The following is a 22,247-nucleotide window of genomic DNA, read 5'->3' as shown; positions in this document are numbered from 1 at the left end:
ACCTTCATGGAACTGCACGTCATCATTCTCGCCGCCGGCCAGGGCACGCGCATGCGCTCCGCCCTGCCCAAGGTGCTGCACCCGATCGCCGGCCGGCCCATGCTCGGCCACGTGATCGAGACCGCCGCCGCCCTGGGCGCAGCCGGCATCCATGTGGTCTATGGCCACGGCGGCGGGCAGGTGCGCGCCGCCTTCGCCGGGCACGATGACATCAGCTGGGTGGAGCAGTCCGATCAGCTGGGCACCGGCCACGCCGTCGCCCAGGCCAGCCCGAATGTTCCCGACGACGCCCGGATTCTTATTCTATATGGTGATGTGCCTCTGATCGGCCGTGAGACGCTGACCGCACTGGGCGAGGCGGCAGGCGATGACAGTCTGGGCCTGCTCACCGCCACCCTGGCCGACCCCACCGGCTATGGCCGCATCGTCCGTGACAACCATCACCGCGTCATCGGCATTGTCGAACAGAAGGATGCCAGCGAGGCCGAACTGCAGATCTGCGAAATCAACACTGGCTTCATGGCGGCGCCGGCCAGCCCGCTCAAGGACTGGATCGGTCGGCTGGGCAACGACAATGCCCAGGGCGAGTATTACCTGACCGATGTCATCGGCATGGCGGCACAGGATGGCATGGCGATCAACGTGGTGCAGCCGCAGTCTCCGGAAGAGATCCTGGGCGTGAACAACCGCAAGCAGCTGGCCGAACTGGAGCGTGCCTGGCAGCGCCGGCATGCCGAGGCCCTGCTGCTGGGCGGCGTCACCTTGCTGGATCCACAACGCTTCGACCTGCGCGGCCGCTTGCGGCACGGCCGCGATGTCACCATCGACATCAATGTAGTGATCGAGGGCGATGTGCAGCTCGAGGACGAAGTCAGCATCGGCCCCAACTGCGTGCTGAAGAACGTCACCATCGGCGCCGGCACCGAGGTGCTGGCCAACAGCGTGATCGAGAATGCCGTCATCGGTGCCGGCGCGCGCATCGGCCCGTTCGCCCGCATCCGCCCCGAGACCCGCCTGGCCGACGGCGTGCATGTCGGCAACTTCGTCGAGGTGAAGAAATCCGTCATCGGCCAGGGCTCCAAGGTGAACCATCTGAGCTACATCGGCGACACCGACATCGGCGCGAAGGTCAATGTCGGCGCCGGTACCATCACCTGCAACTACGACGGCGCCAACAAGCACCGCACCGTGATCGAGGACGAGGCCTTCATCGGCTCCGATACTCAGCTGGTGGCCCCGGTGACCGTGGGCAGAGGCGCGACCATCGGCGCCGGCACCACGCTCACCCGCGATGCACCCGCCGGCGAACTGACCCTGAGCCGTAGCAGGCAGCAGACCCGCGAGGGCTGGAAGCGGCCGGTGAAGAAAAAGGGCTGAACAATCTCAACGCAGAGGCGCTAAGGCGCAAAGAACGCAAATAATATAATTGCGAATGCTAAAGTATACCGTCATCCCGGCGCAGGCCGGGATCCAGAAACCGCTGCGGTCTGTAGATCCCGGCCTGCGCCGGGATGACGATGATGCTAGGGATGCAGCTGTAGGTTGCATGGTGTTAAATGTTCTCGCTTCTTCGCGCCTTAGCGCCTCTGCGTTGAATCCTTTGATCTGAGGGTAATCAAAAATGTGCGGAATCGTCGGAGCCGTAGCCCAGCGTGATGTCGCGCCCATCCTGCTCGAGGGCCTGAAGCGACTGGAATACCGCGGCTATGACTCGGCCGGCATGCTGGTGGTCACGCCCGAGCACAAGTTCAGCCGCAAGCGCGCCATGGGCAAGGTGGCCGTCCTGGGTGATGCCCTGAGCAGTGATCCGCTGCCCGGCCACACCGGCATCGCCCACACCCGCTGGGCCACCCACGGCCGGCCCAGTGAAGGCAATGCCCATCCGCATGTGTGCAACGAGACCATCGCCGTGGTGCATAACGGCATCATCGAGAACCACGATGCCCTGCGCGCACAGCAGAAGGAACTCGGCTACCGCTTCACCTCTGAGACCGACACCGAGGTCATCGCCCATCAGCTGCATCATCACTACTCGCAGTCGCACGATCTGCTCGCCGCGGTACAGGCCGCCGTGGGCGATCTCGACGGTGCCTATGCCCTGGGCGTGGTCACCAACAGCGATCCGGAGCGCATCATCGTTGCCCGCCGCGGCAGCCCACTGGTCATCGGCCTGGGCGTGGGCGAGAACTTCATCGCCTCCGACGTCGCTGCCCTGGTGCCGGTAACCCAGCAGTTCATCTTTCTGGAAGACGGTGATATCGCGGAGATCAAGCGCGACGCCATCACCATCTACGACCACGAAGGCCATGAGGTCACGCGCCCCGTGCGCCAGTCGGAACTGACCGCTGACGCCGTCGAGCGCGGCCAGTACCGCCATTACATGCTGAAGGAAATCTTCGAGCAGCCACGTGCCGTGGCCGACTGCCTCGAAGGCCGCATCAGCGGTGACAAGCTGCTGGAGGCCGCTTTCGGCCATGAGGCCTCTGAAATATTCGACCAGGTTCAGGGCGTGCACATCATCGCCTGTGGCACCAGCTACCATGCCGGCATGGTCGGGCGCTACTGGCTGGAGTCCATCGCCGGCATCCCCTGCAGCGTGGAGGTGGCCAGCGAGTTCCGCTATCGCAAGCCGGTGGTGCGCAACAACTCGCTCATCGTGACCCTGTCGCAGTCGGGCGAGACCGCCGACACCCTGGCCGGTCTGCAGGAGGCCAAGCGTCTCGGGTTCGGTCATTCGCTGGCCATCTGCAATGTGCCCGAAAGCTCGCTGGTGCGTGAATCCGATCTCACCCTGATGACGCGCGCCGGTCCCGAGATCGGCGTGGCCTCCACCAAGGCCTTCACCACCCAGCTGGTCTCACTCTTGATGCTGGTCATCGCACTGGGCCGACGCAATGGCCTGGACCCGTTCGTCGAGGCCAAGATGATCCAGCAGCTGGAGCACCTGCCCGGCAAGATCGATCATGTGCTGCAACTCGACGACCGCATCCGGGAAATCGCGGAGGGCTTCGCCGACAAGCACCACACCCTGTTCCTCGGCCGCGGTGCCCAGTACCCGGTGGCGATGGAAGGGGCGCTGAAGTTGAAAGAGATCTCCTACATCCACGCCGAGGCCTACCCCGCCGGCGAACTCAAGCACGGCCCCCTGGCCCTGGTCGATGCCGAGATGCCCGTCATCGCCGTCGCACCCAACAACGAGCTATTGGAAAAGCTCAAGTCCAACCTGCAGGAAGTCAGCGCCAGGGGCGGCGAGTTGATCGTCTTCGCCGATGAACACGCCGGCGTGGTCGAAAGCGAGAACATGACCGTATTGCCCGTCGCGCCAACCGATGACTGCATTGCTCCCATCATATTCACCATCCCGCTGCAGCTGCTGTCGTATCACGTGGCGGTGCTGAAGGGGACGGATGTGGATCAGCCGAGGAATCTGGCGAAGTCGGTTACGGTTGAATAATCACAGGGCTTTGAGGCGGTCGACCTTTCCGGCAAAGAATCGCTCAGTCCAGAGCTTCAGGCTTTCCTTCTCTGCAGGGCCGAGGAAGCGCTCGACATCCCGGCGTGCCTCATTCCAGTCGATCCGGGCAATCCTGTCGGATAACGTGCCGGCGAGCCAATCCATATCCACAGTAATGTGTTCGCCTTTCCAGGGGCCGAACTGATCAAGAGCAGCTTCAAGATGCGGCAGGTTTGGGGTAATGCCCTGTTTCACATACCAGTTAAAATCGTACCAGTCCCGGCCTTTAATGTAAGGACGACATAACAAGGCATGAAGTTTAAGCGAAAAATTACTGCTCAAATCCTGATGGCAGACCTCGAAATCGAGCGGAAAATCCAGATAACTATAATCAAACTCTGATCCGGCCGGGGGATGAGCATCAATCTCCAGCTTGATTTTCAACTTCTGATCGCGCTGACCTTGATAGAAGGACAGGTTCAGCTGTTGGGCAACTGAATCATCCTTCAGCAGTGCTGTTCTGACGGGCCTCTCCATCTGCTGTTTATCCAGCACTTCGGATCTGAGTCCAAACTCCTCCAAACCTTTCAGGAGCTTCCCCAGAAAAGGTTCCCATGCAAAATCGGCATCGGGTTGCTTGAGAATGAAATCGAGGTCTTCTGAGAATCTGGGCAGCTTATGCAGGATGCGCAGACTGGTGCCACCCTGAAAGGCGGCAACTTCAAAGAAATCGGCACGCCATAGCGAGTACAGTGCGACTTCCTGGAGAATCTCCTTGAGCGCCTGTTCCTCCTCAATCGGATTAGAGATCTGGTAGCTGTCGAGCCGTTGCTGGATAAGATCAATCATTGCCTAATTCCCTGGCCAGTGATTTGAGGAATGCCCTGACCCGTTTCTGCTTATAGACCGCCTCCAGCGTACGGATTTCAGCGCTGGTGATCCCGCGCAGAAGCTCATACTCGATGCGCAGGCCCCGGGTCAGCCAGTCCAGACCCTGCCACTCCACCTTGCGCAGACACACCAGGTCCATCATCGCGCGCATGGGGCGCGCGACCAGCATGGTCTGGTGCAGCCGCTGTTCCCGGTCGACCAACTCAAGAAACCGGCCGGTCTGGATCGCCAGCGGATGGAAGGTGAATTCGCCGAATTCGGAGTGAGAGTAGGAAAGCGATTTCCGCCCCGGTGTCACGCTGGCCGTGACCCGGACCGCCTCGGGAATCCATCCGTGATGCGCCAGGGCGGTCTCGAACGAGACATAGCTGCCCGGCACATAGGCCTGGGCCAGCGCAAATGGGTGGACAGGATAATCGCGGAAGCGGCTATCGAGGACATAGCTGCCCCGCCGCAGACGCAACAACTCCCCGGCCTTCATGGCGCGATTGACCAGGTGATAGCGCCTTTGCCTGCTGCCCGTAATAATCCGATCCAGCTGCTTCTCGTTAAGAATACGATTTTTCAGTTCTGAATCAATGAGTTGTTCAGTCAGTGTCTGCACATAAAAATTCTACAAACTTCCATATTTAGGAAGTTTAGAGAATTTTATTTGAATTGCAACTGATCCAGCAGGTTTCCCGCCTCCACGCTCCAACAGCCGCTGGAGAACTCGAACCAAACCTGCCAGCGTCCGCGGCGGCAAGCTGATCGTCTTTGCCGATGAACATGCCGGCGTGGTCGAGAGCGAGAACATGGCCGTGCTCCCCGTCGCGCCCACCGACGATTGCATCGCGCCCAGCATCTTCACCATCCCGCTGCAGCTGCTGTCGTATCACGTGGCGGTGCTGAAGGTGACGGATGTGGATCAGCCGAGGAATCTGGCGAAGTCGGTTACGGTCGAGTGAATTATGCGCTTCAGCCTCTAAAGACATGCTGTCTGTGGTGATAAAGAAATTCCTTTAGAGGAGGAAACTTTTCTGGCAAGTCTATAGGCTTGTTTTCATAGTATTTGATCGCGATTTTGTAAAACGAGTCCTCTCCAGAATGTTCCACATCCGATACCCGCAGGGTCATATCGTCATTTATCGTGATTAATCCAATGTCGAATGCTTTGTCATGCAGCATCGATAATGCTAATCCGTTACTGGGGTTTAATCTGTTTCTCTCATCTGTTCGCCATGGGATTATGTGGCTGGCAACTAAAAGTTCAGGAATGGCGAGTCCTGTAATACAGCATCTGTAATTATATGCACTTAATACAGCGCGCCTGAAGAAATTCTGCTTAATCCTTGCCTTTGATTTTATTTCCTTTTCGGTCCCGGAATAGTCTTCCATTCCTGTTAAATCGTTTTCCCTCGCGATAGGCTGATCATTATTCATGGCGACAATCAGCGCCGATTCTGATTCTATTGCAAAGCTTTCCCAGTCACTTTGCATTTCATCCCACATTCTCTTGTCGGAAGCGGATGCGCCGGAGAGTCCCTTGCGCCCTGTGGAAGTTATTGCAGGATCGAGGCTTGCAATGTTCGTCAATTTCATTGCCAATGCCGAAGGCGTTCTTCCGATACTTTCAGCGAATTTGATGATCTCAGGATTTCTCGAGTGGAGCTTGCCAAAAGGCATTTGACAATAAAGACCGAATGCAACCAGTAATTGCCAACGTGTCCATCCTTTATTACCGTTCATGGGCGGCCCTGAGATATGTCTGGGTTATATAGTTATGATGTGTGTGTATGCTGCGCCGTACATCGCAATCCGAATCGTCGGCCACATATTGTGAAGTCATATTCAGCCTCAGGGGAAGTCGCTTTTCCTGTAGACATTGCTGATGCGCTCCCCATCCCAGACATAACACAGATGCGGCCCCTGCACTGCCGGCTGCAGGACCTTCGGCCTGAACACGGCGACACACTCACCGCCCGGGCCACGCACGCTGCTGTAGACGATGCCGTTCGAGCCGGCGTCACGCAGGCTGCGGGCGAAGCGCTGGGCGGCGGCGTACCGGGTCGGGTCGGGATCGTACAGTTCCGGTAGCCTGTCCTGGCAGTCGGCGATATCGTGCAGTTCGGCATCGATGTCTGAGGCATAACTGCGCATGTCGATCTCGAGCGGGGGCTCCCGAGTGGCGGCGAGGAAGCGGGCGCGGTGGAAGGCGGTCTCCGCGACCGCGGTCTCAAGGCTGTCGGCGGCGTAGTACACGCCATAGGTGCCGTCGCTGAAGCGGCTGCCTGTCGGGTTGATATGGGTGAAGGCGGCCATGATGGGGGTGGTGCCGGGGCCGTGGATGCGGTCGGCTTCCGGTACCAGGTGGATGTCGCCGATCTCGTCGCGCAGGCGGTCGTTGGTCAGGCCCTCGATCTCCAGGATAATCTCCAGGTCCTCGTCACGCGTCACCCGGTCGAACAGGTCAACGGGAGGAAAGCGGCTGGAGACCAGGCGCCAGGACGGGCACCAGCACACCCGGCGCAGTTCCGGGGTCATGACCAGCCGCGCTGAGCATCCAGGTACTGGCGGACCACATACAGGTCGGCGACGTTGCCGGAGAGCATGCGATCCAGTGCGGAGCGGTCGCCGAACAGGGTGGCGTCGTTCGGTCGGTGAATCCACTGATCGGCGGATTCCGCCTTCGGTAGCAGGATCTGCAGGTCCTTGTAGATCCCGAAGATGTATGACAGCCGTTCCAGCTTTTCCCGGCTCAACCGGGCGCTTTCCGGCTCGCGTTTCCATTTGAAGAAGGTGCTGCGGGTGCGCTCATCGAAGCCGAGCAGCGTCATGGCCTGTTCGGTGTTCAGGTTCCAGTCCCGGACAATATTGAAATAGGTCCGCAGCGCGGCACCTGCGGTCCGGGCGGGGTCGCGGGCGAGTTGCTGTTCAGCGGCGGTGGGCATGGTTGCCTCCTGTTGCCTGTCCGCTCTGATCAATGGTTCGGCGGGTATTATTTAATACTTAATATTATATTTAGTATTATTTCATACTAAAAGCAAGCCTTGGTGACCTCTTGTAATTGCCCATATTTTGTTGGGTTTACATCAAGGCAGCACTATTAAGATGTATTTACATTATTATGGGTGATCCGCAATGAGCTCTCTCAATACAGCCCGACAGCCCGATGCCGCCGCGACCGGACCAGTCTGCGCCGCGGGAATAGACGGCTTCGAAGACGTCTCGGCCCGGGACCCGCAGCGCGGTATCAACCTTGCCCTGTTCCATCCCGGGGCGCTGGCAGGGTCGGGCCCGGTATGGCAGCAGGCCTGGCTGTGCGATACCCGCGCGGAGGGCGTCGCCTTCTACAGCAGGGAATACGGGGCGGCCTGCCGATTTCCGCAGGCGCTGTTCGAGGTGGAGAGCATGCTGCCGACGCCGGCGGTGTAACCCGGGCGATATCGTCTGAACGCTGGGCTGGCGGAAACGGTGTTGAGCCGAATGGCAGTTATTTTACGTCATGGCGAGTCCAGCGTGGCAATCTCATACTGCAGAATCAGTCGGTTGGAGATTGCCATGTCACTTCGGTTCCGCGCAATGACAGGTGTTATTCGGCTTAACTGAGTACCATTCGGAGTTGAGCCCTGATTCAGCCCGGGTTTGCACCCAGGCCCGACCGGGATCAGGAATCATCGCTGTCCTTCACACGCATCTCGAAGGCGCGCTGATCGGCGGCCCGCAGCCGGCGGCAGACGTCGCGGGCCATGTTTATGTACAGTACCAGGTACTGATCAGGAAATTTTCTATACAGATCATGCAGGTGTCGGCTGGTCAGTTCGATGGCCGAACTGCCGGTCAGGGCCAGGGTCGAGGTGTTGCGCGGCCCCAGGTCGATCAGCGCCACCTGAACGAAGCTCTCGCCCCGCTCCAGGCTGTGGATGCGGTAATCGCGCCCCTCCCAGCGCTTGTACATGGCGACCTTGCCGGACTCCAGCACGAACATGGACTGCGCCGGCTCGCCCTCATGATAGAAATACTCCCCCTTCTGCCGCTGTACCACATGGGTGAGGCCAAGCAGGTATTCCAGCGTGGCGTCGTTGAGCCCGCCGAAGGCGGCCATGGACTGCAGCAGCCGGATGCGCTCGGAGGTGGGGCGTGTCTGTGAGGTGGCGCGTCGCATGGGTGGTCAGCCAGGTTTCCTGTCCCGTTGGACATTGCCAGTGTCCGTGAGTGCCGGCCGCCGGGAGGGCGTCCGTTCAGCCTTGGCATGGGTAAGTATAACCTATTGAATTTTATTCTGAATGGACAGATGCGAAAAAAAATGATATTGTGCAAAAGTTTTTCGCGCAAATATTTTCTGGTGCAATGACGGCTGATCCCAACGCTGCCCCCGGCTCTACGCCGGAGGCGGGCCAAGACAGAGAAATCCGCAGCATCATCCAGCAGCTGCGCATTGTCTATCGCGCCATGCAGGAGCATTCGCGCTGGGTGGAGCGTCAGTGCGGGGTCTCCGCGGCCCAACTCTGGGCGCTGTGGGAGATGCACAAGCGGCCCGGCATGCGGGTCTCGGAGCTCTCGAGGAGCCTGTCGCTGCATCAGTCCACGACCAGCAACATGCTGGATAAGCTGGAGAAAAAAGGCCTGATCGAGCGCCGCCGCGGCGGCCCCGACCAGCGTGTGGTCAAGGTCTACCTGACCGCTGCCGGCGCCGCCATCGTCAAGCAGGCGCCGCAGCCGGCCCAGGGCACCATCAGCGACGCCCTGCTGCGTCTGCCGGAACAGCGACTGGCACAACTCGACCAGGGCCTGCAGGCCATGGTCGCGGCAATGGTAATCAAGGACAGTGAGGCGGCGCTCAGGCACATGTCTGACACCGATGACAGACAGGAGAAACGTTTTGAATAAGGACCGGATGTTTTATTGCCTCCCGCAGCAGGCCTACATGCGTACGGACAACTGCCAGAAGCTGCGCAAGCGGCCGACCGGCAAGGTGCCCGCCGGCGCCCAGCCCAAGCTGCGTGCCTGCGAGGGCTGCACCATGTATCCGCTGGTGGACAAGGACAAGGTACCGACCGTCACCCTGACCGAATATCTCGGCGGCCAGAAACCGGAGATCGCGAATCTGCACTCGGCGACCAACAAGAAGCTGATCCAGGCCCACCTGAAAGAGGCCGGCTAGCCGCTTTTCGGCACATCTGCAACGAAATCCCCCGGGTCCGCCGCCAGGCGGCCCAGCCAAGACAACCAGGGTCGGCCGGCACAATCCGCTGCCGGACAGCGCCTCATCATTCAATCATCCATCAGGCAACGGATGGGGTAACGGCCTTGAGATATGAGGAGAGACTCCTATGTCCCAAGTCATGAACCTGAATCGCAAAACCGCGCCGAGCGCGACGCTGACCCGGAACACGCGTTTCGAGGTCTATACCGAGCGCCAGTTCGATCGCATCAGTCCACTGCAGCGCCTGCCCGAGGAGCAGCGTTTCGCCATGCGCGTGGTTGCCAATGTGCTGCCCTTCCGGGTCAACCGGTACGTCATCGACGAACTGATCGACTGGGAGCGGGTACCGGAGGATCCGGTGTTCCAGCTCACCTTCCCGCAGCCGGGCATGCTGGATGAGGCCGATTTCAACCGCATGGCCGCCGTCCTGCGCAAGGGAGGCGAGCGCGCCGAGGTCAGGGCAGTGGCGCGCGAGATCCAGGCCGGACTGAACCCGCACCCGGCCGGGCAGCAGGAAATGAACGTGCCGCAGCTCAATGGCGAACCCCTGCCCGGCGTACAGCACAAGTACCGCGAGACGGTGCTGTTCTTCCCCAGCCAGGGTCAGGTCTGCCACAGTTACTGCACCTTCTGTTTCCGCTGGGCGCAGTTCGTGGGCGACAAGTCATTGCGCTTCGCGGCCAACGAGGCCTCCAACCTGCATCAGTACCTGGCGCAGCATCCGGCAATCAGTGATCTGCTGGTGACCGGCGGCGACCCGATGGTGATGAAGACCGCGCATCTCAAGGCCTACCTGGAACCGTTGCTGCGTCCGGAGCTGGAACATGTGCAGACGGTGCGCATCGGCACCAAGTCGCTGACCTTCTGGCCGCAGCGCTTTGTCACCGACGAGGATGCGGATGATCTGCTGCGTCTGCTGGAGAAGCTGGTCGCCGGGGGCAAGCATGTGGCCCTGATGGCGCACTTCAATCACTGGCGCGAAATGGACACACCGGTCGTGCGCGAGGCCATCCGCCGCATCCGTGCCACCGGCGCCCAGATCCGCACCCAGGCGCCATTGCTGCGTCACATCAACGATGACGCCGGAGTCTGGGCCCGGATGTGGCGCACCCAGGTGCACCTTGGTCTGATCCCGTACTATATGTTCGTCGAGCGCGACACCGGTGCCCGGCAGTATTTCGAGGTGCCGCTGGTGCGTGCCTGGGAGGTCTACCGCGAGGCGATGCAGCGGGTCTCCGGCCTGGGGCGCACCGCGCGCGGTCCGAGCATGAGCGCGGCCCCCGGCAAGGTGGAGATCCAGGGCGTTGCCGAGATCCAGGGCGAGAAGGTGTTCGTGCTGCGGTTCATCCAGGGCCGCAACCCCGACTGGGTGCAGCAGCCCTTCTTCGCGAAATACGATCCCGAGGCCACCTGGCTGGATCAGCTCGAGCCCGCCTTCGGCGAGAACAAGTTCTTCTTCGAGGACGAGTTCAACGCCATGCAGGACAAGCCGGTGACGGTGCGTCGGATCGCCTGACGCCCGGCGTTGCCGCGGAGCGGTTTTGACGGCATCCTGTTACCTGGTGCCTGTCATTGCGGGCAGGGCGTGACAATCTCATAATGCGGCAGAAGCCGGTCGGAGATTGCCGCGGCACGTCGTGCCTCGCAATGACGGCTGATTTGAGTGTTCATTGACCGCCGTCCACCATGGCCACGACACCTGATGCCCAGTCCGGAACCGCCCCCGACCGCCCGGTGATCTTCGGCGAAGTGCTCTACGACTGCTTCGCCGGTGGTCCGGAGGTGCTCGGCGGCGCGCCCTTCAATGTCGCCTGGCACCTGCAGGGCTTCGGTCAGCAGCCGCTGCTGATCAGCCGTGTCGGCGAGGATGCGCACGGCGACGCGCTGCTGGCGCAGATGCAGTCCTGGGGCATGGATACCCGCGGCGTGCAGCGCGATCCCGATCATCCCACCGGCCGGGTCGAGATCGTCCAGGACGGCAGCCGCCACAGTTTCGATATCCTTCCCGACCAGGCCTACGACCACATCGACGCCGACACCGCCTGCGAACTGCTGCTGGAGATCAATGTCGCACTGCTCTACATCGGCAGCCTGGCGCGCCGCCACCCGGTCTCGTGCCGGGCGATGGAGTCGCTGCAGGCACAGGGTCATCCCGCCTTCGTCGACATCAATCTGCGCGCGCCCTGGTGGGACGAGGCCGGCGTGCGGGCGCTGCTGCGGCAGGCGCGCTGGTTCAAACTCAATGACGAAGAGCTCCGGCTGCTGGAGCCGCCCGCCGCCACGACCAACGAGACCGGGGCCGCACGCGCCCTGCTGGAACAGAACGGCCTGGAACTGCTGATTCTCACCCGCGGAGCGGCCGGCGCGCTGCTGCTCAGCCGCGATGCGCAGTTCGAGGGGCGGCCACCGGAATTGGAGCGGCTGGTCGACACGGTCGGGGCGGGTGATGCCTTCAGCGCGGTGACCATTCTCGGCCTGTTGCGGGGCTGGACGCTGGAGCAGATCCTGGAACGGGCCCTGACCTTCGCCGCGCGCGTCACTGAGCAGCGTGGCGCGACCGCGGCCGATCCGGCACTGTATCAACATTACCGCGAGCGATGGGGGCTCTGAGCATGCAGGGCAAGGCGACAGGGAGCAGCAGCGAAAAGGGTCGCTACATCATCCTCATCAGCATCCACGGCCTGATCCGGGGCGAGCACCTGGAGCTGGGGCGTGATTCCGACACCGGCGGCCAGACCCTGTACGTGGTGGAACTGGCCCGCGCCCTGGCCCGCCACCCCGATGTGTGGCGCGTGGATCTGCTCACCCGCCAGGTCATCGATCCCAAGGTCGACGACGACTATGCCCAGCCGCTGGAGCCGCTGGGCGACAAGGCCTATATCGTGCGCCTGCCTTGCGGCCCGCGTCGCTACCTGCGCAAGGAGGTACTCTGGCCCTATCTGGACGGCTTCACCGACGCCGCGCTGCAGCATGTGCGCAGGATCGGGCGGCTGCCGGATTTCGTCCACAGTCACTACGCCGATGCCGGCTTCGTCGCCTCGCGCCTGACCGCGCTCCTCGGCGTGCCCATGGTGCACACCGGACATTCGCTGGGCTGGCCCAAGCGCGAGCGGCTGCTGGAACAGGGCGTGCGCGAGGAGCAGATCGAACAGCACTACAACCTGTCCCAGCGCATCGAGGCCGAGGAGATGGCGCTGGAGAACGCCCAGCTGGTGGTGGCCAGCACCCGCCAGGAGGTCGAGCAGCAGTACGCGCGCTACGACAACTACCAGCCCAAGCGCATGGAGGTGATCCCGCCGGGCACCGACCTGACCCGATTCCGGCCGCCGAAGCAGCGCGAGCGCTGGCCGCCGATCTGGGAGGAACTGCAGCGCTTCCTGCGCCATCCGAAAAAACCCATGATCCTGGCGCTGTCGCGCCCGGACGAGCGCAAGAACATCCTCACCCTGGTCGAGGCCTACGCCATGCACCCCACCCTGCGTGACCTGGCCAATCTGGTGATCGTGGCCGGCAACCGCGATGACATCAGCCACATGGAGCGTGGCCCGAAGACAGTGCTGACCAACCTGCTCATGTGCATCGATCGCCATGATCTGTACGGCCACATCGCCTATCCCAAGCATCACGATGATACCGACGTGCCGGACCTGTACCGCCTCGCCGCGCGGCTGAAGGGCGTGTTCGTCAACCCGGCGCTGACCGAGCCCTTCGGCCTGACCCTGATCGAGGCCGCCGCCAGCGGTGTGCCCATCCTGGCCACCCACGACGGCGGACCGCGCGACATCATCCGCCACTGCAGGAACGGCTATCTGATCGACCCGCTCAAACCCAAGCGCATGGCGCGCCGGCTGGAGCAGATGCTGATCGACCCCGAGCAGTGGGGGCAGTGGTCGCAGAACGGGCTCAAGGGCGTGCACAAGCACTACTCCTGGGACAGCCATGTGGAGAAGTATCTCAAGGCCGTCAGGCGCACCTCGAAGGGCAAGTACCGGCCGCAGCATGCGTGGGGGCCGAGCAGCCGCATGCCGACCATCGACCGGCTGATCGTCTGCGCCCTGGACAATGTCCTGATGGGCGACGAAGAGGCGCAGCAGGAACTGGTGTCACGCCTGGAGAAATCGGGCGAACACATCGGCTTCGGGGTGGCCACCGGCCGTACCCTGGACAGCGCCATGAAGCTGATCAAGGCCTCGGCCCTGCCCATGCCGGATGTGCTCATCACCTCGGTCGGCTCCGAGATCCACTACGGCCACCGCATGGTGCACGATCAGGCCTGGCTACGGCACATCGACTTCCGCTGGGAGCCGGACAAGCTCAGGGATGCGATGAAGCAGTTCAAGGGCATGAAACTGCAGCCTAAGACTGAACAGCACCCCTACAAGATCAGCTATTTCATCGACAGCAAGAAAGGCCCCAGCCGGCGCGAAGTGGTGCGCCATCTGCGCAAGCTGGATCTGCACGCCAATGTGCTCTTCTCGCGCAACATGTTCGTCGACCTGCTGCCCATACGTGCCTCCAAGGGCACTGCCCTGCGCCATGTCAGCGTGCGCTGGAACATCCCGCCGGAGAAGATCCTGATCGCCGGCAGCTGTGGCAACGACGCCGATGTGCTCAGCGGCAACACCCTGGGCGTGGTGGTGGGTAATCACAGTGACGAGATCGAACGGCTGCGCGGATGGCCGCGAGTTTACTTCGCCGAGGGAGAGCACGCCTGGGGTATCCTCGAAGGCATCAACTACTACGACTTTCTGGGCGTGATCCACATCCCCAACGATGAATACGAGGAGGCCTGATGCAAGCGCTCGAGGAGCACCTGCGGCATCACCGGGACAAGCTGTTCATGCTGCTGCGTCACTATGCCTCGCTGGAGCGCGCCTTCCTGCTGCAGTCGGACCTGTGGGACGAGTATCAGGTTTTCTGTGACCGGGCCGAGAACAGCGCCAGTTGCGACAACGCCATCGCCGAGCTGATCGGGGTTGCGCAGGAAGCGGTGGTGGAGCACCCCTGGGTGTATCTGTCAGTGCGCCCGAGCATTGCCCGCTGGAGCTATCTGCGCTTCCATCTTGAGGCCGGCGATTACGAAACGATCAGCGGCCAGGAGTTTCTGGCCTTCAAGGAACGTCAGGTGCGCGACGGCGCAGCCCTGTCGGACTTCGTGCTGGAGGTCGACCTCGGCCCCTTCAACCGCGAATTTCCCAAGCTCAAGGAATCGCGTTCCATCGGTCGCGGGGTGGAATTCCTCAACCGGCGCCTGTCCAGCCAGCTGTTCCAGGAACTGGGCCGCGGCGACAAGCGGCTGCTGGAATTCCTGCGCATGCATCAGTGCCACGGCGTTCAGTTGATGGTCAACGAACGCATCACCGATGTGGAGGAACTGCAGCAGGCCCTGCGCCGGGCCGAGGAGTACCTGTCCGGGCAGCCGCCCGAAGCCGGCTGGGACCAGGTCGGCCATCAGCTGCAGGCACTGGGTCTGGAGATCGGCTGGGGCCGCACCGTCACGCGCATGCGCTACACCCTGCACCTGCTTTCCGACATCCTGGAGGCGCCGGAGCCGCAGAACCTGGAGCGCTTCCTGGGCCTGATCCCGATGATCTTCAGCCTGGTGATCCTGTCCCCGCACGGTTTCTTCGGTCAGGCCAACGTGCTGGGCAAGCCGGATACCGGCGGCCAGGTGGTCTACATCCTGGATCAGGTGCGGGCGCTGGAGCACGAGATGCGCCAGCGCCTGCAGGAACAGGGTCTGGACATCGAGCCGCAGATCCTGGTCATCAGCCGGCTGATCCCCGAGGCCCAGGGTACGACCTGCGACGAACGCAAGGAACATATTGTCGGCACTCAGAACGCCTATATCCTGCGTGTGCCCTTCCGCAATCCCCAGGGCGAGGTCATTGCCCACTGGATCTCGCGCTTCGAGGTCTGGCCCTATCTGGAGACCTTCGCCCAGGACGCCGAACGCGAACTGCTGGCCGAACTGGGTTCGCGTCCCGATCTGATCATCGGCAACTACTCCGACGGCAACCTGGTCGCCACCCTGCTCTCCCAACGCCTGCACGTGACTCAGTGCAACATCGCCCACGCGCTGGAGAAGGCCAAGTACCTGTACTCCGATCTGTACTGGCATGACAACGAATCCGAATATCACTTCGCCGCTCAGTTCACCGCCGATCTGATCGCCATGAACTCGGCCGACTTCATCATCACCTCCACCTACCAGGAGATCGCCGGCGACGGCAAGAGCGTGGGCCAATACGAGAGCTACGGCAACTTCACCATGCCCGATCTGTACCGGGTGGTGAACGGCATCAACGTGTTCGATCCCAAGTTCAATATCGTGTCGCCCGGGGCCGATGTCGACACCTACTTTCCCTATCACAAAAGTGAGCGGCGAAAGCATGATCTGCAGGCGTCGTTGGAAGAGTTGATCTGCGGCGGGCCTGGAGAAAACGCCCGCGGCGAGTTCAGCGATCCCGACAAGCCTCTGATCTTCAGCATGGCGCGGCTGGATCACATCAAGAACATTACCGGCCTGGTGCAGTGGTACGCCGAATGCGCGCCGCTGCGCGAGACCGCCAACCTGCTGGTGGTGGCCGGTCACGTCGATGCGGCCAGATCCAATGACCGCGAGGAGCAGGCCCAGATCGCGCGTATGCACCAGCTGATGGACGAATACGGGCTGGACGGCCAGGTGCGCTGGCTCGGGTCACACCTGAACAAGCCCATGGCCGGCGAGTTGTACCGGGTGATCGCCGACCGGCGTGGCGTATTCGTGCAGCCGGCGCTGTTCGAGGCCTTCGGTCTGACTGTGATCGAGGCCATGAGCTCGGGCCTGCCCACCTTCGCCACCCGCTACGGTGGTCCGCTGGAGATCATCATCGACGGCGAGTCCGGCTTTCATATCGATCCCAACCACGGCGACGCCGCCGCCGAGCGGTTGCTGCAGTTCTTCCGCCGTTGCGGGAAGGATGCCGGTTACTGGGAGGGCATCTCCGAGGGCGGAATCAACCGGGTGGAGGCCTGCTACACCTGGCGGTTGTATGCCGAGCGCATGATGACCCTGTCGCGCATCTACGGCTTCTGGAAGTTCGTCACCAATCTGGAGCGTGACGAGACCCGCCGCTATCTGGAGATGTTCTACGCCCTGCAGTACCGGCCGCTGGCGCAGCGGGTGCTGCAGGGGTGAGGACGATTACGTCATTGCGAGCGCAGCGTGGCAATCTCGTAAGGCAGTATTTTTGGGTTGGAGATTGCCACGGCGCTACGCGCCTCGCAATGACGAAAGTATCAGCAATATAGAGAGGCTCAGCGTCCCTCATCCCGTTCCATGGACTAGGCCAGCTGTTGCAGAATCTGCTCCGGCTCCTGGGTCTGCTGCAGGATGCCGCGCACCCGGTTGAAGGCCTCGGCCGCGGTCTCGGGATGGGCGGCATAGGTGGTCAGGCGTTCGTATTTCCAGCCGGCCGCCTTCAGCACCCGGGTCTTGAACTGCGTACCCTCGACCCCGTTGCCGCCGATGGCAATCAGCGCGGTCTCGATCTCCTGGTGCGGCAGGCGCTCCAGGGTGATGCGGGTGAAATCCTCCGCGTTCACCTCGGTAAACTGCATCTGTGTATCCTTCTCTGTCTGGTGGTCGGACACGAACCGGCCCGTGAAACTGTGTCGTCCGCTGTGGCCGGGGCCTTGAGCCGGATCACGGGCGCGGACAAATACCCATTTCCATTCAGGGATTTACAGAATGGTATCCAGCCTTGATACACTGGCGCGGACAACAGAGGACAGGGGAAGACATGAAGCTCACCATCATCAGTGGCAGCCACCGGGAAGAGGCCCAGAGCCTGAAGGTGGCCGGATATGTTGAACGCACACTTCAGGAAAAACAGCTGTGCGAGGAGACCGCCTTGATCAGCCTCTCGGGCAATCCGCTGCCCCTGTGGGACCAGGGCATCTGGGACAAGGATCCGGCCTGGGAGGCGCACCTCAATCCCATCCGCGCCGAACTGTCCGCGAGCGATGGTTTCGTGGTGGTCTCGCCCGAGTGGCATGGCCAGGTCCCGGCCGGGCTGAAGAATTTCTTTCTCATGTGCAGCCGCTTCGAGGTCGGGCACAAGCCGGCGCTGATCGTCACCGTGTCCAGTGCCGACGGCGGCGCCTATCCGGTGGCCGAACTGCGCATGAGCAGCTACAAGAACAACCGCATCTGCTACATTCCTGAGCAGGTGATCGTGCGCAATGTGGAGAGCGTGCTCAACGACAACCCGGACGACAACAACCCGGATGCCGATCAATACTTCCGCGAACGCTTCGAGTGGAGCCTGGGCATCCTGCGCGAATACGCGCTGGCGCTGCGTCAGGTGCGCGCCAGCGGCGCAACCGACACGGACAAATTCAAGAACGGGATGTGAACATGATGCAGTGGCTGCAGCGCCTGCCCTGGGCTGTCCTGATCATCGGCACTCTCACCCTCGGTCTGGCGCCCTTCGTGCCCGAGCCGCACCTGGTCGAGAAACTGCGAATGCTGTTTCAGGGGCAGTTGAGCCGGCCGATCGATATCTTCGATCTGGTGATGCACGGCGCCTTTCCGGCGCTGCTGCTGGGCAAGGCCGCGCTGGTGGTGCGTAGGCCGGAATAAGGGCCGTGTGCCCCGTTTCCGGCGATGGACACGGTCACCGGCGGCATCGCCGGGAACGCTGTGCTTATCCCGGCCTACGTGTGGGTGTCTACCGCATCTTCGCAGCGTAGTAGGTCGGATTAGCCCGCAGGGCGTAATCCGACTCGGGCCGCGCCCCCGTCGGGTTACGCTGCGCTTACCCGACCTACGTGTCGTGATTGTCCGTATCCGCGTAGTCACTGCCCAGGTCGATGCCCAGTTCCTCGGCCACCGCCTGCCAGTAGGGCTCGGCCTCGCAGCTGCAGCAGTCGCACCAGGGCGCGATGCCATCGTGCATGCTGAGGCTGCGGCGCTTTTCCTTCCGCTCTGTCGTTTCGTCGTTCATGACCCGAGTGTAGGTCGGATCAAACGAGGTGCAAGCGAGGTTGCGCGGGTCGAGTGAAACGCAAAAGCCCAGCCGCACCCTACAATTGTTCTGCCTCGAGCTGCTCGGACAGTTCCAGCCAGCGCGTCTCCACCGTCTCCAGTTCCCGGTCGATCTCGGCCTTGTCCTGCAGGACCTGTTGCAGTTCGGGTTTGGCGTTCTCCTGGTACAGCGTGCTGTCTGCCAGGCGGTGTTCCAGTTCCTGTTGCCGGTCGGTCAGTCGTTCCAGCCGGGTTTCCAGGGATTTGAGCTCCTTGCGCAGCGGGGCGAGCTGGCGCCGCTGCTCGGCCTGGTCGCGGCGCTGCTGCTTGCGATCCGCGGGCCTGGTGCTGCCCGCCTGCGCCGGTTTTTCCTCTGCAGTACCCGCCTCGCGCTGCAGCAGCCAGCGCCGGTAGTCTTCCAGATCGCCGTCGAAGCGGGATAGCCGGCCGCTGTCGATCAGCCACAACTCGTCGGCGATGCTGCGCAGCAGGTGACGGTCGTGCGAGACCACCACCAGGCCGCCGGTGTATTCCTGCAGCGCCAGTTCCAGTGCCAGGCGCATTTCCAGATCCAGGTGATTGGTGGGTTCATCCAGTAACAGAAGGTTGGGTCGCTGATAAACGATCAAGGCCAGTGCCAGGCGTGCCTTCTCCCCGCCGGAGAAGGGGGCGACCTCAGCCAGCGCCTGGTCGCCGTGAAAGCCGAAGCCGCCGAGGAAGTCGCGCAGCTCCTGCTCCCGCGTCCGGGGATCGAGTGCCTGCAGGTGCTGCAGCGGGGAACGGTCAGGCCGCAGCTGCTCCAGCTGGTGCTGAGCGAAATAACCGACCGCCAGGTCCCTGGCCGGCAGCGCCTCCCCGGCAAGCACCGGCAGTTCACCGACCAGGCACTTGATCAGGGTGGATTTGCCGGCACCGTTCGGGCCGAGCAGGCCGATGCGTGCCTCCGGGGTGAGCGACAGTTTCACCTGTTCCAGCAGTGGCCGGCGGTCATAGCCGATGCTGCAGTCCTTCAGCTGCAGCAGCGGGTTGGGCAGCTTGCGTGGCGCCGGAAAACGGAAACGGAAGGGCGAGTCCACATGCGCCGGGGCGATCAGCTGCATGCGCTCCAGCGTTTTCAGGCGGCTCTGGGCCTGGCGTGCCTTGCTGGCCTTGGCACGGAAGCGCGCGACGAAACGCTCGATGTGGGCGACCTCGCGCTGCTGGCGTTCAAAGGCGCTCTGCTGCTGCGCCAGTTGTTCGGCATGCTGGCGCTCGAAGCTGCTGTAGTTGCCGCTGTAGAGGGTGATCGAACCCCGTTCGAAGTGAGCCACGGTATCGACGATGGCATCGAGAAAGTCGCGGTCGTGCGAGATCAGCAGCAGGGTACCGGGATAGGCGCGCAGCCAGTCCTCCAGCCACATGACCGCATCCAGATCCAGGTGGTTGGTCGGCTCGTCCAGCAGCAGCAGATCGGAGGGGCTCATCAACGCGCGGGCCAGATTCAGGCGCATGCGCCAGCCGCCGGAAAACTCGGTGACCGGCCGATCATGACTGGCATCGGCAAAGCCGAGGCCGTGCAACAGGCGGGCGGCGCGATGGCGGGCGCGGTAGCCGTCGATGGCCTCGAACTCGGCATGCAGGGCGGGCAGCCGGTCCGGAATAGGGTCGCGTTCGGCAGCGGCGATGGCCTGGTGAAGTTCCCACCAGCGGGCGTCGCCCTGCAGGACATGCTCGATGGCGCTGGCATCGGTGGACGGCATTTCCTGCGCCACACCGGCGATCACCCAGTCGGGCGGCAGTGTGAGTTCGCCGCCGTCGGGCGGCAGCACGCCCTGGATGAGATTGAACAGACTGGTCTTGCCGCAGCCATTGGCGCCGGTGATCCCGACCTTCTGGCCGGGATGAACGCGCAGCGAGACATCCTGCAGCAGCATCCGGTCGCCGCGCTGCAGGGCGAGATTCTTCAGTTCCAGCATGGAGGCGGCATTCTACTCCAATGCAACCGCACCGGCATCGAAGTACCCCGGGATGGCCGGGTGTCGCATTACTCCCCCTGCTTGCATAGACTGTCTGCCAGCACAGCCTACGAAGGATTGCCCCACCCATGCCCATCCGCACATTCGAGACCCACACCCCTGTCATCGATGGCTCCGCCTACGTCGATCCCACCGCGCTGGTCATCGGTCAGGTGGAGATCGGGGCGGACAGTTCGCTCTGGCCCAACGTGGTGGCCCGCGGCGATATTCATCACATTAAAATAGGGGCCAGCACCAATATTCAAGATGGCTCTGTTCTTCATGTCACCCACGACAGCGAGTTCGCGCCCGGCGGGCATCCACTGGAGATCGGTCACGCCGTCACAGTGGGCCACATGGTGGTGCTGCACGGCTGTACAATCGAAGATAACTGTCTGATTGGAATGGGTTCCATGATCATGGACGGGGCGCGTGTCCAGACCGGGGCCATGCTGGGGGCAGGCAGCCTGGTTCCACCCGGCAAGGTGCTGGACGGGGGCTGGCTGTGGGTAGGCCGACCGGCCAAAGCGGTGCGGGAGCTGACCGAACAGGAAACCCTGTTTCTGGAATACTCTGCGCGGCATTATGCCCGGCTCAAGGATCGCCACCTGGCGGGCAGCGACTGACTGGCGGGGACGGGAAAAAGGCCCTACAATCAAACCGGGAAGGCGATCAATGTGATGCCTGGCCAACATCAGGCCCGCGGGCGGCAGCATGGGCCCTGCCGCAGAGCCCCGACAGGAATCTTTCTCTACCAGGGATGTCGAAGAACAACACAGGCCCTGGTTTCAGGAGAAAGCCATGATGCTATTCATCGGTAATCTGCCCCAGTCGGCCACCACGGCGCGGCTCGCCGATGCTCTGCGCCTGGGGCATGAGGATGCTCACCGCCTGCGCATTATCCGCAAGCCCGGCCGTCACGGCGGAGTGCAGCGCTATGCTGTGCTGCAGGTGCGCACCCCGGCCGCGGCCAACCGGTTGCTGGGGCGCAGCAACAAGATCAAGCTCAACGGTCAGCCGCTGGAGTTGCGCGAGTTCTGCAAGCGCATTGCCAACAACGAACGCCGCGCGCTGAACTGGCGCAGCAAGACCTGGCCGCATGCCGAGCGTCGCTGCAACGAACGTCGCTGCACCGCAGGCGAACGACAGGCCGCCTGACAGCCCCCCGGCCGCGCCGGGGTGGACAGCCATCGGTGCCGCCGCAACCGCGGCGTGTGCATGCGCGTTGCCCCGTCCTTTACGCCATCCCGATTTGACTTCATGCAGATTCATGACTAAGGTGTGCACACCGTAGACAGGTGCTGGCAAGCTGTTCAGTGTTGCCAGTGAAACGGGAAGCCGGTGAGAAACCGGCACTGCCCCCGCAACGGTAATTGGGTCAAGGCGCTTCATCCAGGCCACTGTGCGCAAGCATGGGAAGGCGAAGCGTCGAGCCGTACGGCTCTACCCATAAGTCCGGAGACCGGCCTGCCTACTACGCTGCATCCGCATGACGGAGGCGGCGGCACTCGGCGCTACGGAGGGTATCGCCAGGGGCAGGCTACCCGCCAATCGCACTGGCGTTTCGCCTTTCTCCCGATTTGTCCTCCGCGGCGCGTGTATGCGTGTACTGGCGGAGGGCCAAATGTGTAATCCCGGACGACCCCGGCATGCCGGGCGGTCGATAATTCCACTACTATGCAGCGTCCATGATGCATCGGTCCTGGCCCGACT

At 62.4% G+C, this 22,247-nt stretch carries 22 protein-coding genes, 1 pseudogene and 1 riboswitch; of the genes and pseudogenes, 14 read left to right on the top strand and 9 right to left on the bottom strand.

The window, feature by feature from the left end:
* The first annotated feature begins 6 nt into the window (after positions 1-6).
* Positions 7-1,377 (top strand): bifunctional UDP-N-acetylglucosamine diphosphorylase/glucosamine-1-phosphate N-acetyltransferase GlmU, encoded by a 1,371-nt coding sequence (glmU, locus tag COW1_RS12575; protein ID WP_096363911.1) that lies wholly within the window; start codon positions 7-9, stop codon positions 1,375-1,377.
* Between the two features lie 244 nt (positions 1,378-1,621).
* Complete coding sequence (gene glmS, locus COW1_RS12570) at positions 1,622-3,454, top strand: glutamine--fructose-6-phosphate transaminase (isomerizing) (protein ID WP_096363913.1); 1,833 nt, start codon at positions 1,622-1,624, stop codon at positions 3,452-3,454.
* Here glmS and COW1_RS12565 read toward each other — a convergent pair whose 3' ends face one another.
* Together COW1_RS12565 and COW1_RS12560 are read right to left on the bottom strand one after the other, a co-directional pair.
* Positions 3,455-4,303 (bottom strand): nucleotidyl transferase AbiEii/AbiGii toxin family protein, encoded by an 849-nt coding sequence (locus tag COW1_RS12565; protein ID WP_201344379.1) that lies wholly within the window; start codon positions 4,301-4,303, stop codon positions 3,455-3,457. It abuts the gene before it with no gap.
* The gene (locus COW1_RS12560) at positions 4,296-4,949 is read right to left on the bottom strand and encodes a hypothetical protein (protein WP_096363931.1); all 654 of its coding nucleotides are present in this window, start codon (positions 4,947-4,949) and stop codon (positions 4,296-4,298) included. The genes COW1_RS12565 and COW1_RS12560 overlap by 8 nt, the downstream gene beginning before the upstream one ends.
* Positions 4,950-5,052: 103 nt before the next feature.
* Here COW1_RS12560 and COW1_RS12555 point away from each other — a divergent pair.
* Positions 5,053-5,292, top strand: a pseudogene (locus COW1_RS12555) (glutamine--fructose-6-phosphate aminotransferase); the annotation flags it as partial.
* Between the two features lie 10 nt (positions 5,293-5,302).
* Here COW1_RS12555 and COW1_RS12550 read toward each other — a convergent pair.
* The 3 genes from COW1_RS12550 to COW1_RS12540 all read right to left on the bottom strand — a co-directional run bounded on the left by COW1_RS12550 (position 5,303) and on the right by COW1_RS12540 (position 7,275).
* Entirely contained in the window at positions 5,303-6,073 is a 771-nt protein-coding gene (locus COW1_RS12550; RefSeq protein ID WP_096363933.1) for an HNH endonuclease, read from the bottom strand.
* Between the two features lie 108 nt (positions 6,074-6,181).
* Complete coding sequence (locus tag COW1_RS12545) at positions 6,182-6,868, bottom strand: RES family NAD+ phosphorylase (RefSeq protein WP_096363935.1); 687 nt, start codon at positions 6,866-6,868, stop codon at positions 6,182-6,184.
* The gene (locus COW1_RS12540) at positions 6,865-7,275 is read right to left on the bottom strand and encodes an MbcA/ParS/Xre antitoxin family protein (RefSeq protein WP_096363937.1); all 411 of its coding nucleotides are present in this window, start codon (positions 7,273-7,275) and stop codon (positions 6,865-6,867) included. The genes COW1_RS12545 and COW1_RS12540 overlap by 4 nt, the downstream gene beginning before the upstream one ends.
* A 190-nt stretch (positions 7,276-7,465) precedes the next feature.
* Between COW1_RS12540 and COW1_RS12535 the strand changes: the two genes are divergently transcribed.
* Entirely contained in the window at positions 7,466-7,759 is a 294-nt protein-coding gene (locus tag COW1_RS12535) for a hypothetical protein (RefSeq protein WP_096363939.1), read from the top strand.
* Positions 7,760-7,991: 232 nt separating this feature from the next.
* Here COW1_RS12535 and COW1_RS12530 read toward each other — a convergent pair whose 3' ends face one another.
* Positions 7,992-8,489, bottom strand: a complete 498-nt coding sequence (locus COW1_RS12530; protein WP_201344378.1) for a Crp/Fnr family transcriptional regulator — start codon at positions 8,487-8,489, stop codon at positions 7,992-7,994.
* A 185-nt stretch (positions 8,490-8,674) separates the two neighbouring features.
* Here COW1_RS12530 and COW1_RS12525 point away from each other — a divergent pair, with 185 nt between their 5' ends.
* From COW1_RS12525 to COW1_RS12500, 6 genes are all read left to right on the top strand, one after another.
* Positions 8,675-9,214 (top strand): MarR family winged helix-turn-helix transcriptional regulator, encoded by a 540-nt coding sequence (locus COW1_RS12525; protein WP_096363943.1) that lies wholly within the window; start codon positions 8,675-8,677, stop codon positions 9,212-9,214.
* Positions 9,215-9,251: 37 nt separating this feature from the next.
* On the top strand, positions 9,252-9,488 hold the full coding sequence (locus tag COW1_RS12520; RefSeq protein ID WP_157745226.1) for a hypothetical protein: 237 nt from the start codon (positions 9,252-9,254) through the stop codon (positions 9,486-9,488).
* Positions 9,489-9,669: 181 nt separating this feature from the next.
* Positions 9,670-11,046 (top strand): KamA family radical SAM protein, encoded by a 1,377-nt coding sequence (locus COW1_RS12515; RefSeq protein WP_096363947.1) that lies wholly within the window; start codon positions 9,670-9,672, stop codon positions 11,044-11,046.
* Positions 11,047-11,216: 170 nt separating this feature from the next.
* On the top strand, positions 11,217-12,140 hold the full coding sequence (locus COW1_RS12510) for a carbohydrate kinase (protein WP_096363949.1): 924 nt from the start codon (positions 11,217-11,219) through the stop codon (positions 12,138-12,140).
* Positions 12,141-12,142: 2 nt separating this feature from the next.
* Positions 12,143-14,323, top strand: a complete 2,181-nt coding sequence (locus COW1_RS12505) for an HAD-IIB family hydrolase (protein WP_201344377.1) — start codon at positions 12,143-12,145, stop codon at positions 14,321-14,323.
* Positions 14,323-16,710: a sucrose synthase gene (locus COW1_RS12500; protein WP_096363953.1), complete on the top strand. Its 2,388-nt coding sequence runs from the start codon at positions 14,323-14,325 to the stop codon at positions 16,708-16,710. Before COW1_RS12505 ends, COW1_RS12500 begins: the two co-directional genes overlap by 1 nt.
* 146 nt (positions 16,711-16,856) lie before the next feature.
* Here the strand turns inward: COW1_RS12500 and COW1_RS12495 are convergent, their stop codons facing one another.
* Entirely contained in the window at positions 16,857-17,132 is a 276-nt protein-coding gene (locus tag COW1_RS12495; protein ID WP_096363955.1) for a hypothetical protein, read from the bottom strand.
* A gap of 182 nt (positions 17,133-17,314) precedes the next feature.
* Between COW1_RS12495 and COW1_RS12490 the strand changes: the two genes are divergently transcribed.
* The gene (locus COW1_RS12490) at positions 17,315-17,929 is read left to right on the top strand and encodes an NADPH-dependent FMN reductase (RefSeq protein WP_096363957.1); all 615 of its coding nucleotides are present in this window, start codon (positions 17,315-17,317) and stop codon (positions 17,927-17,929) included.
* Positions 17,930-17,931: 2 nt separating this feature from the next.
* A complete protein-coding gene (locus tag COW1_RS12485; protein WP_096363959.1) occupies positions 17,932-18,156 on the top strand; it encodes an RND transporter in 225 nt (74 codons plus the stop codon).
* A gap of 184 nt (positions 18,157-18,340) precedes the next feature.
* Here COW1_RS12485 and COW1_RS12480 read toward each other — a convergent pair whose 3' ends face one another.
* Positions 18,341-18,520: a hypothetical protein gene (locus COW1_RS12480; protein ID WP_096363961.1), complete on the bottom strand. Its 180-nt coding sequence runs from the start codon at positions 18,518-18,520 to the stop codon at positions 18,341-18,343.
* Positions 18,521-18,599: 79 nt separating this feature from the next.
* Positions 18,600-20,495, bottom strand: coding sequence for an ATP-binding cassette domain-containing protein (locus tag COW1_RS12475; protein ID WP_201344376.1), 1,896 nt, complete (start codon positions 20,493-20,495; stop codon positions 18,600-18,602).
* Between the two features lie 128 nt (positions 20,496-20,623).
* Here COW1_RS12475 and COW1_RS12470 point away from each other — a divergent pair, with 128 nt between their 5' ends.
* Together COW1_RS12470 and COW1_RS12465 are read left to right on the top strand one after the other, a co-directional pair.
* Entirely contained in the window at positions 20,624-21,160 is a 537-nt protein-coding gene (locus COW1_RS12470; protein WP_096363965.1) for a gamma carbonic anhydrase family protein, read from the top strand.
* A 175-nt stretch (positions 21,161-21,335) separates the two neighbouring features.
* The gene (locus tag COW1_RS12465; protein WP_096363967.1) at positions 21,336-21,692 is read left to right on the top strand and encodes an RNA-binding protein; all 357 of its coding nucleotides are present in this window, start codon (positions 21,336-21,338) and stop codon (positions 21,690-21,692) included.
* A gap of 121 nt (positions 21,693-21,813) precedes the next feature.
* Positions 21,814-22,020, top strand: a riboswitch (cobalamin riboswitch).
* The last annotated feature ends 227 nt before the right edge of the window (positions 22,021-22,247 follow it).

Source organism: Thiohalobacter sp. COW1 (genome assembly GCF_016629505.1).
Taxonomy (GTDB): Bacteria; Pseudomonadota; Gammaproteobacteria; order Thiohalobacterales; family Thiohalobacteraceae; genus Thiohalobacter; species Thiohalobacter thiocyanaticus_A.
This window is presented reverse-complemented; position numbering and strand designations above follow the sequence as displayed.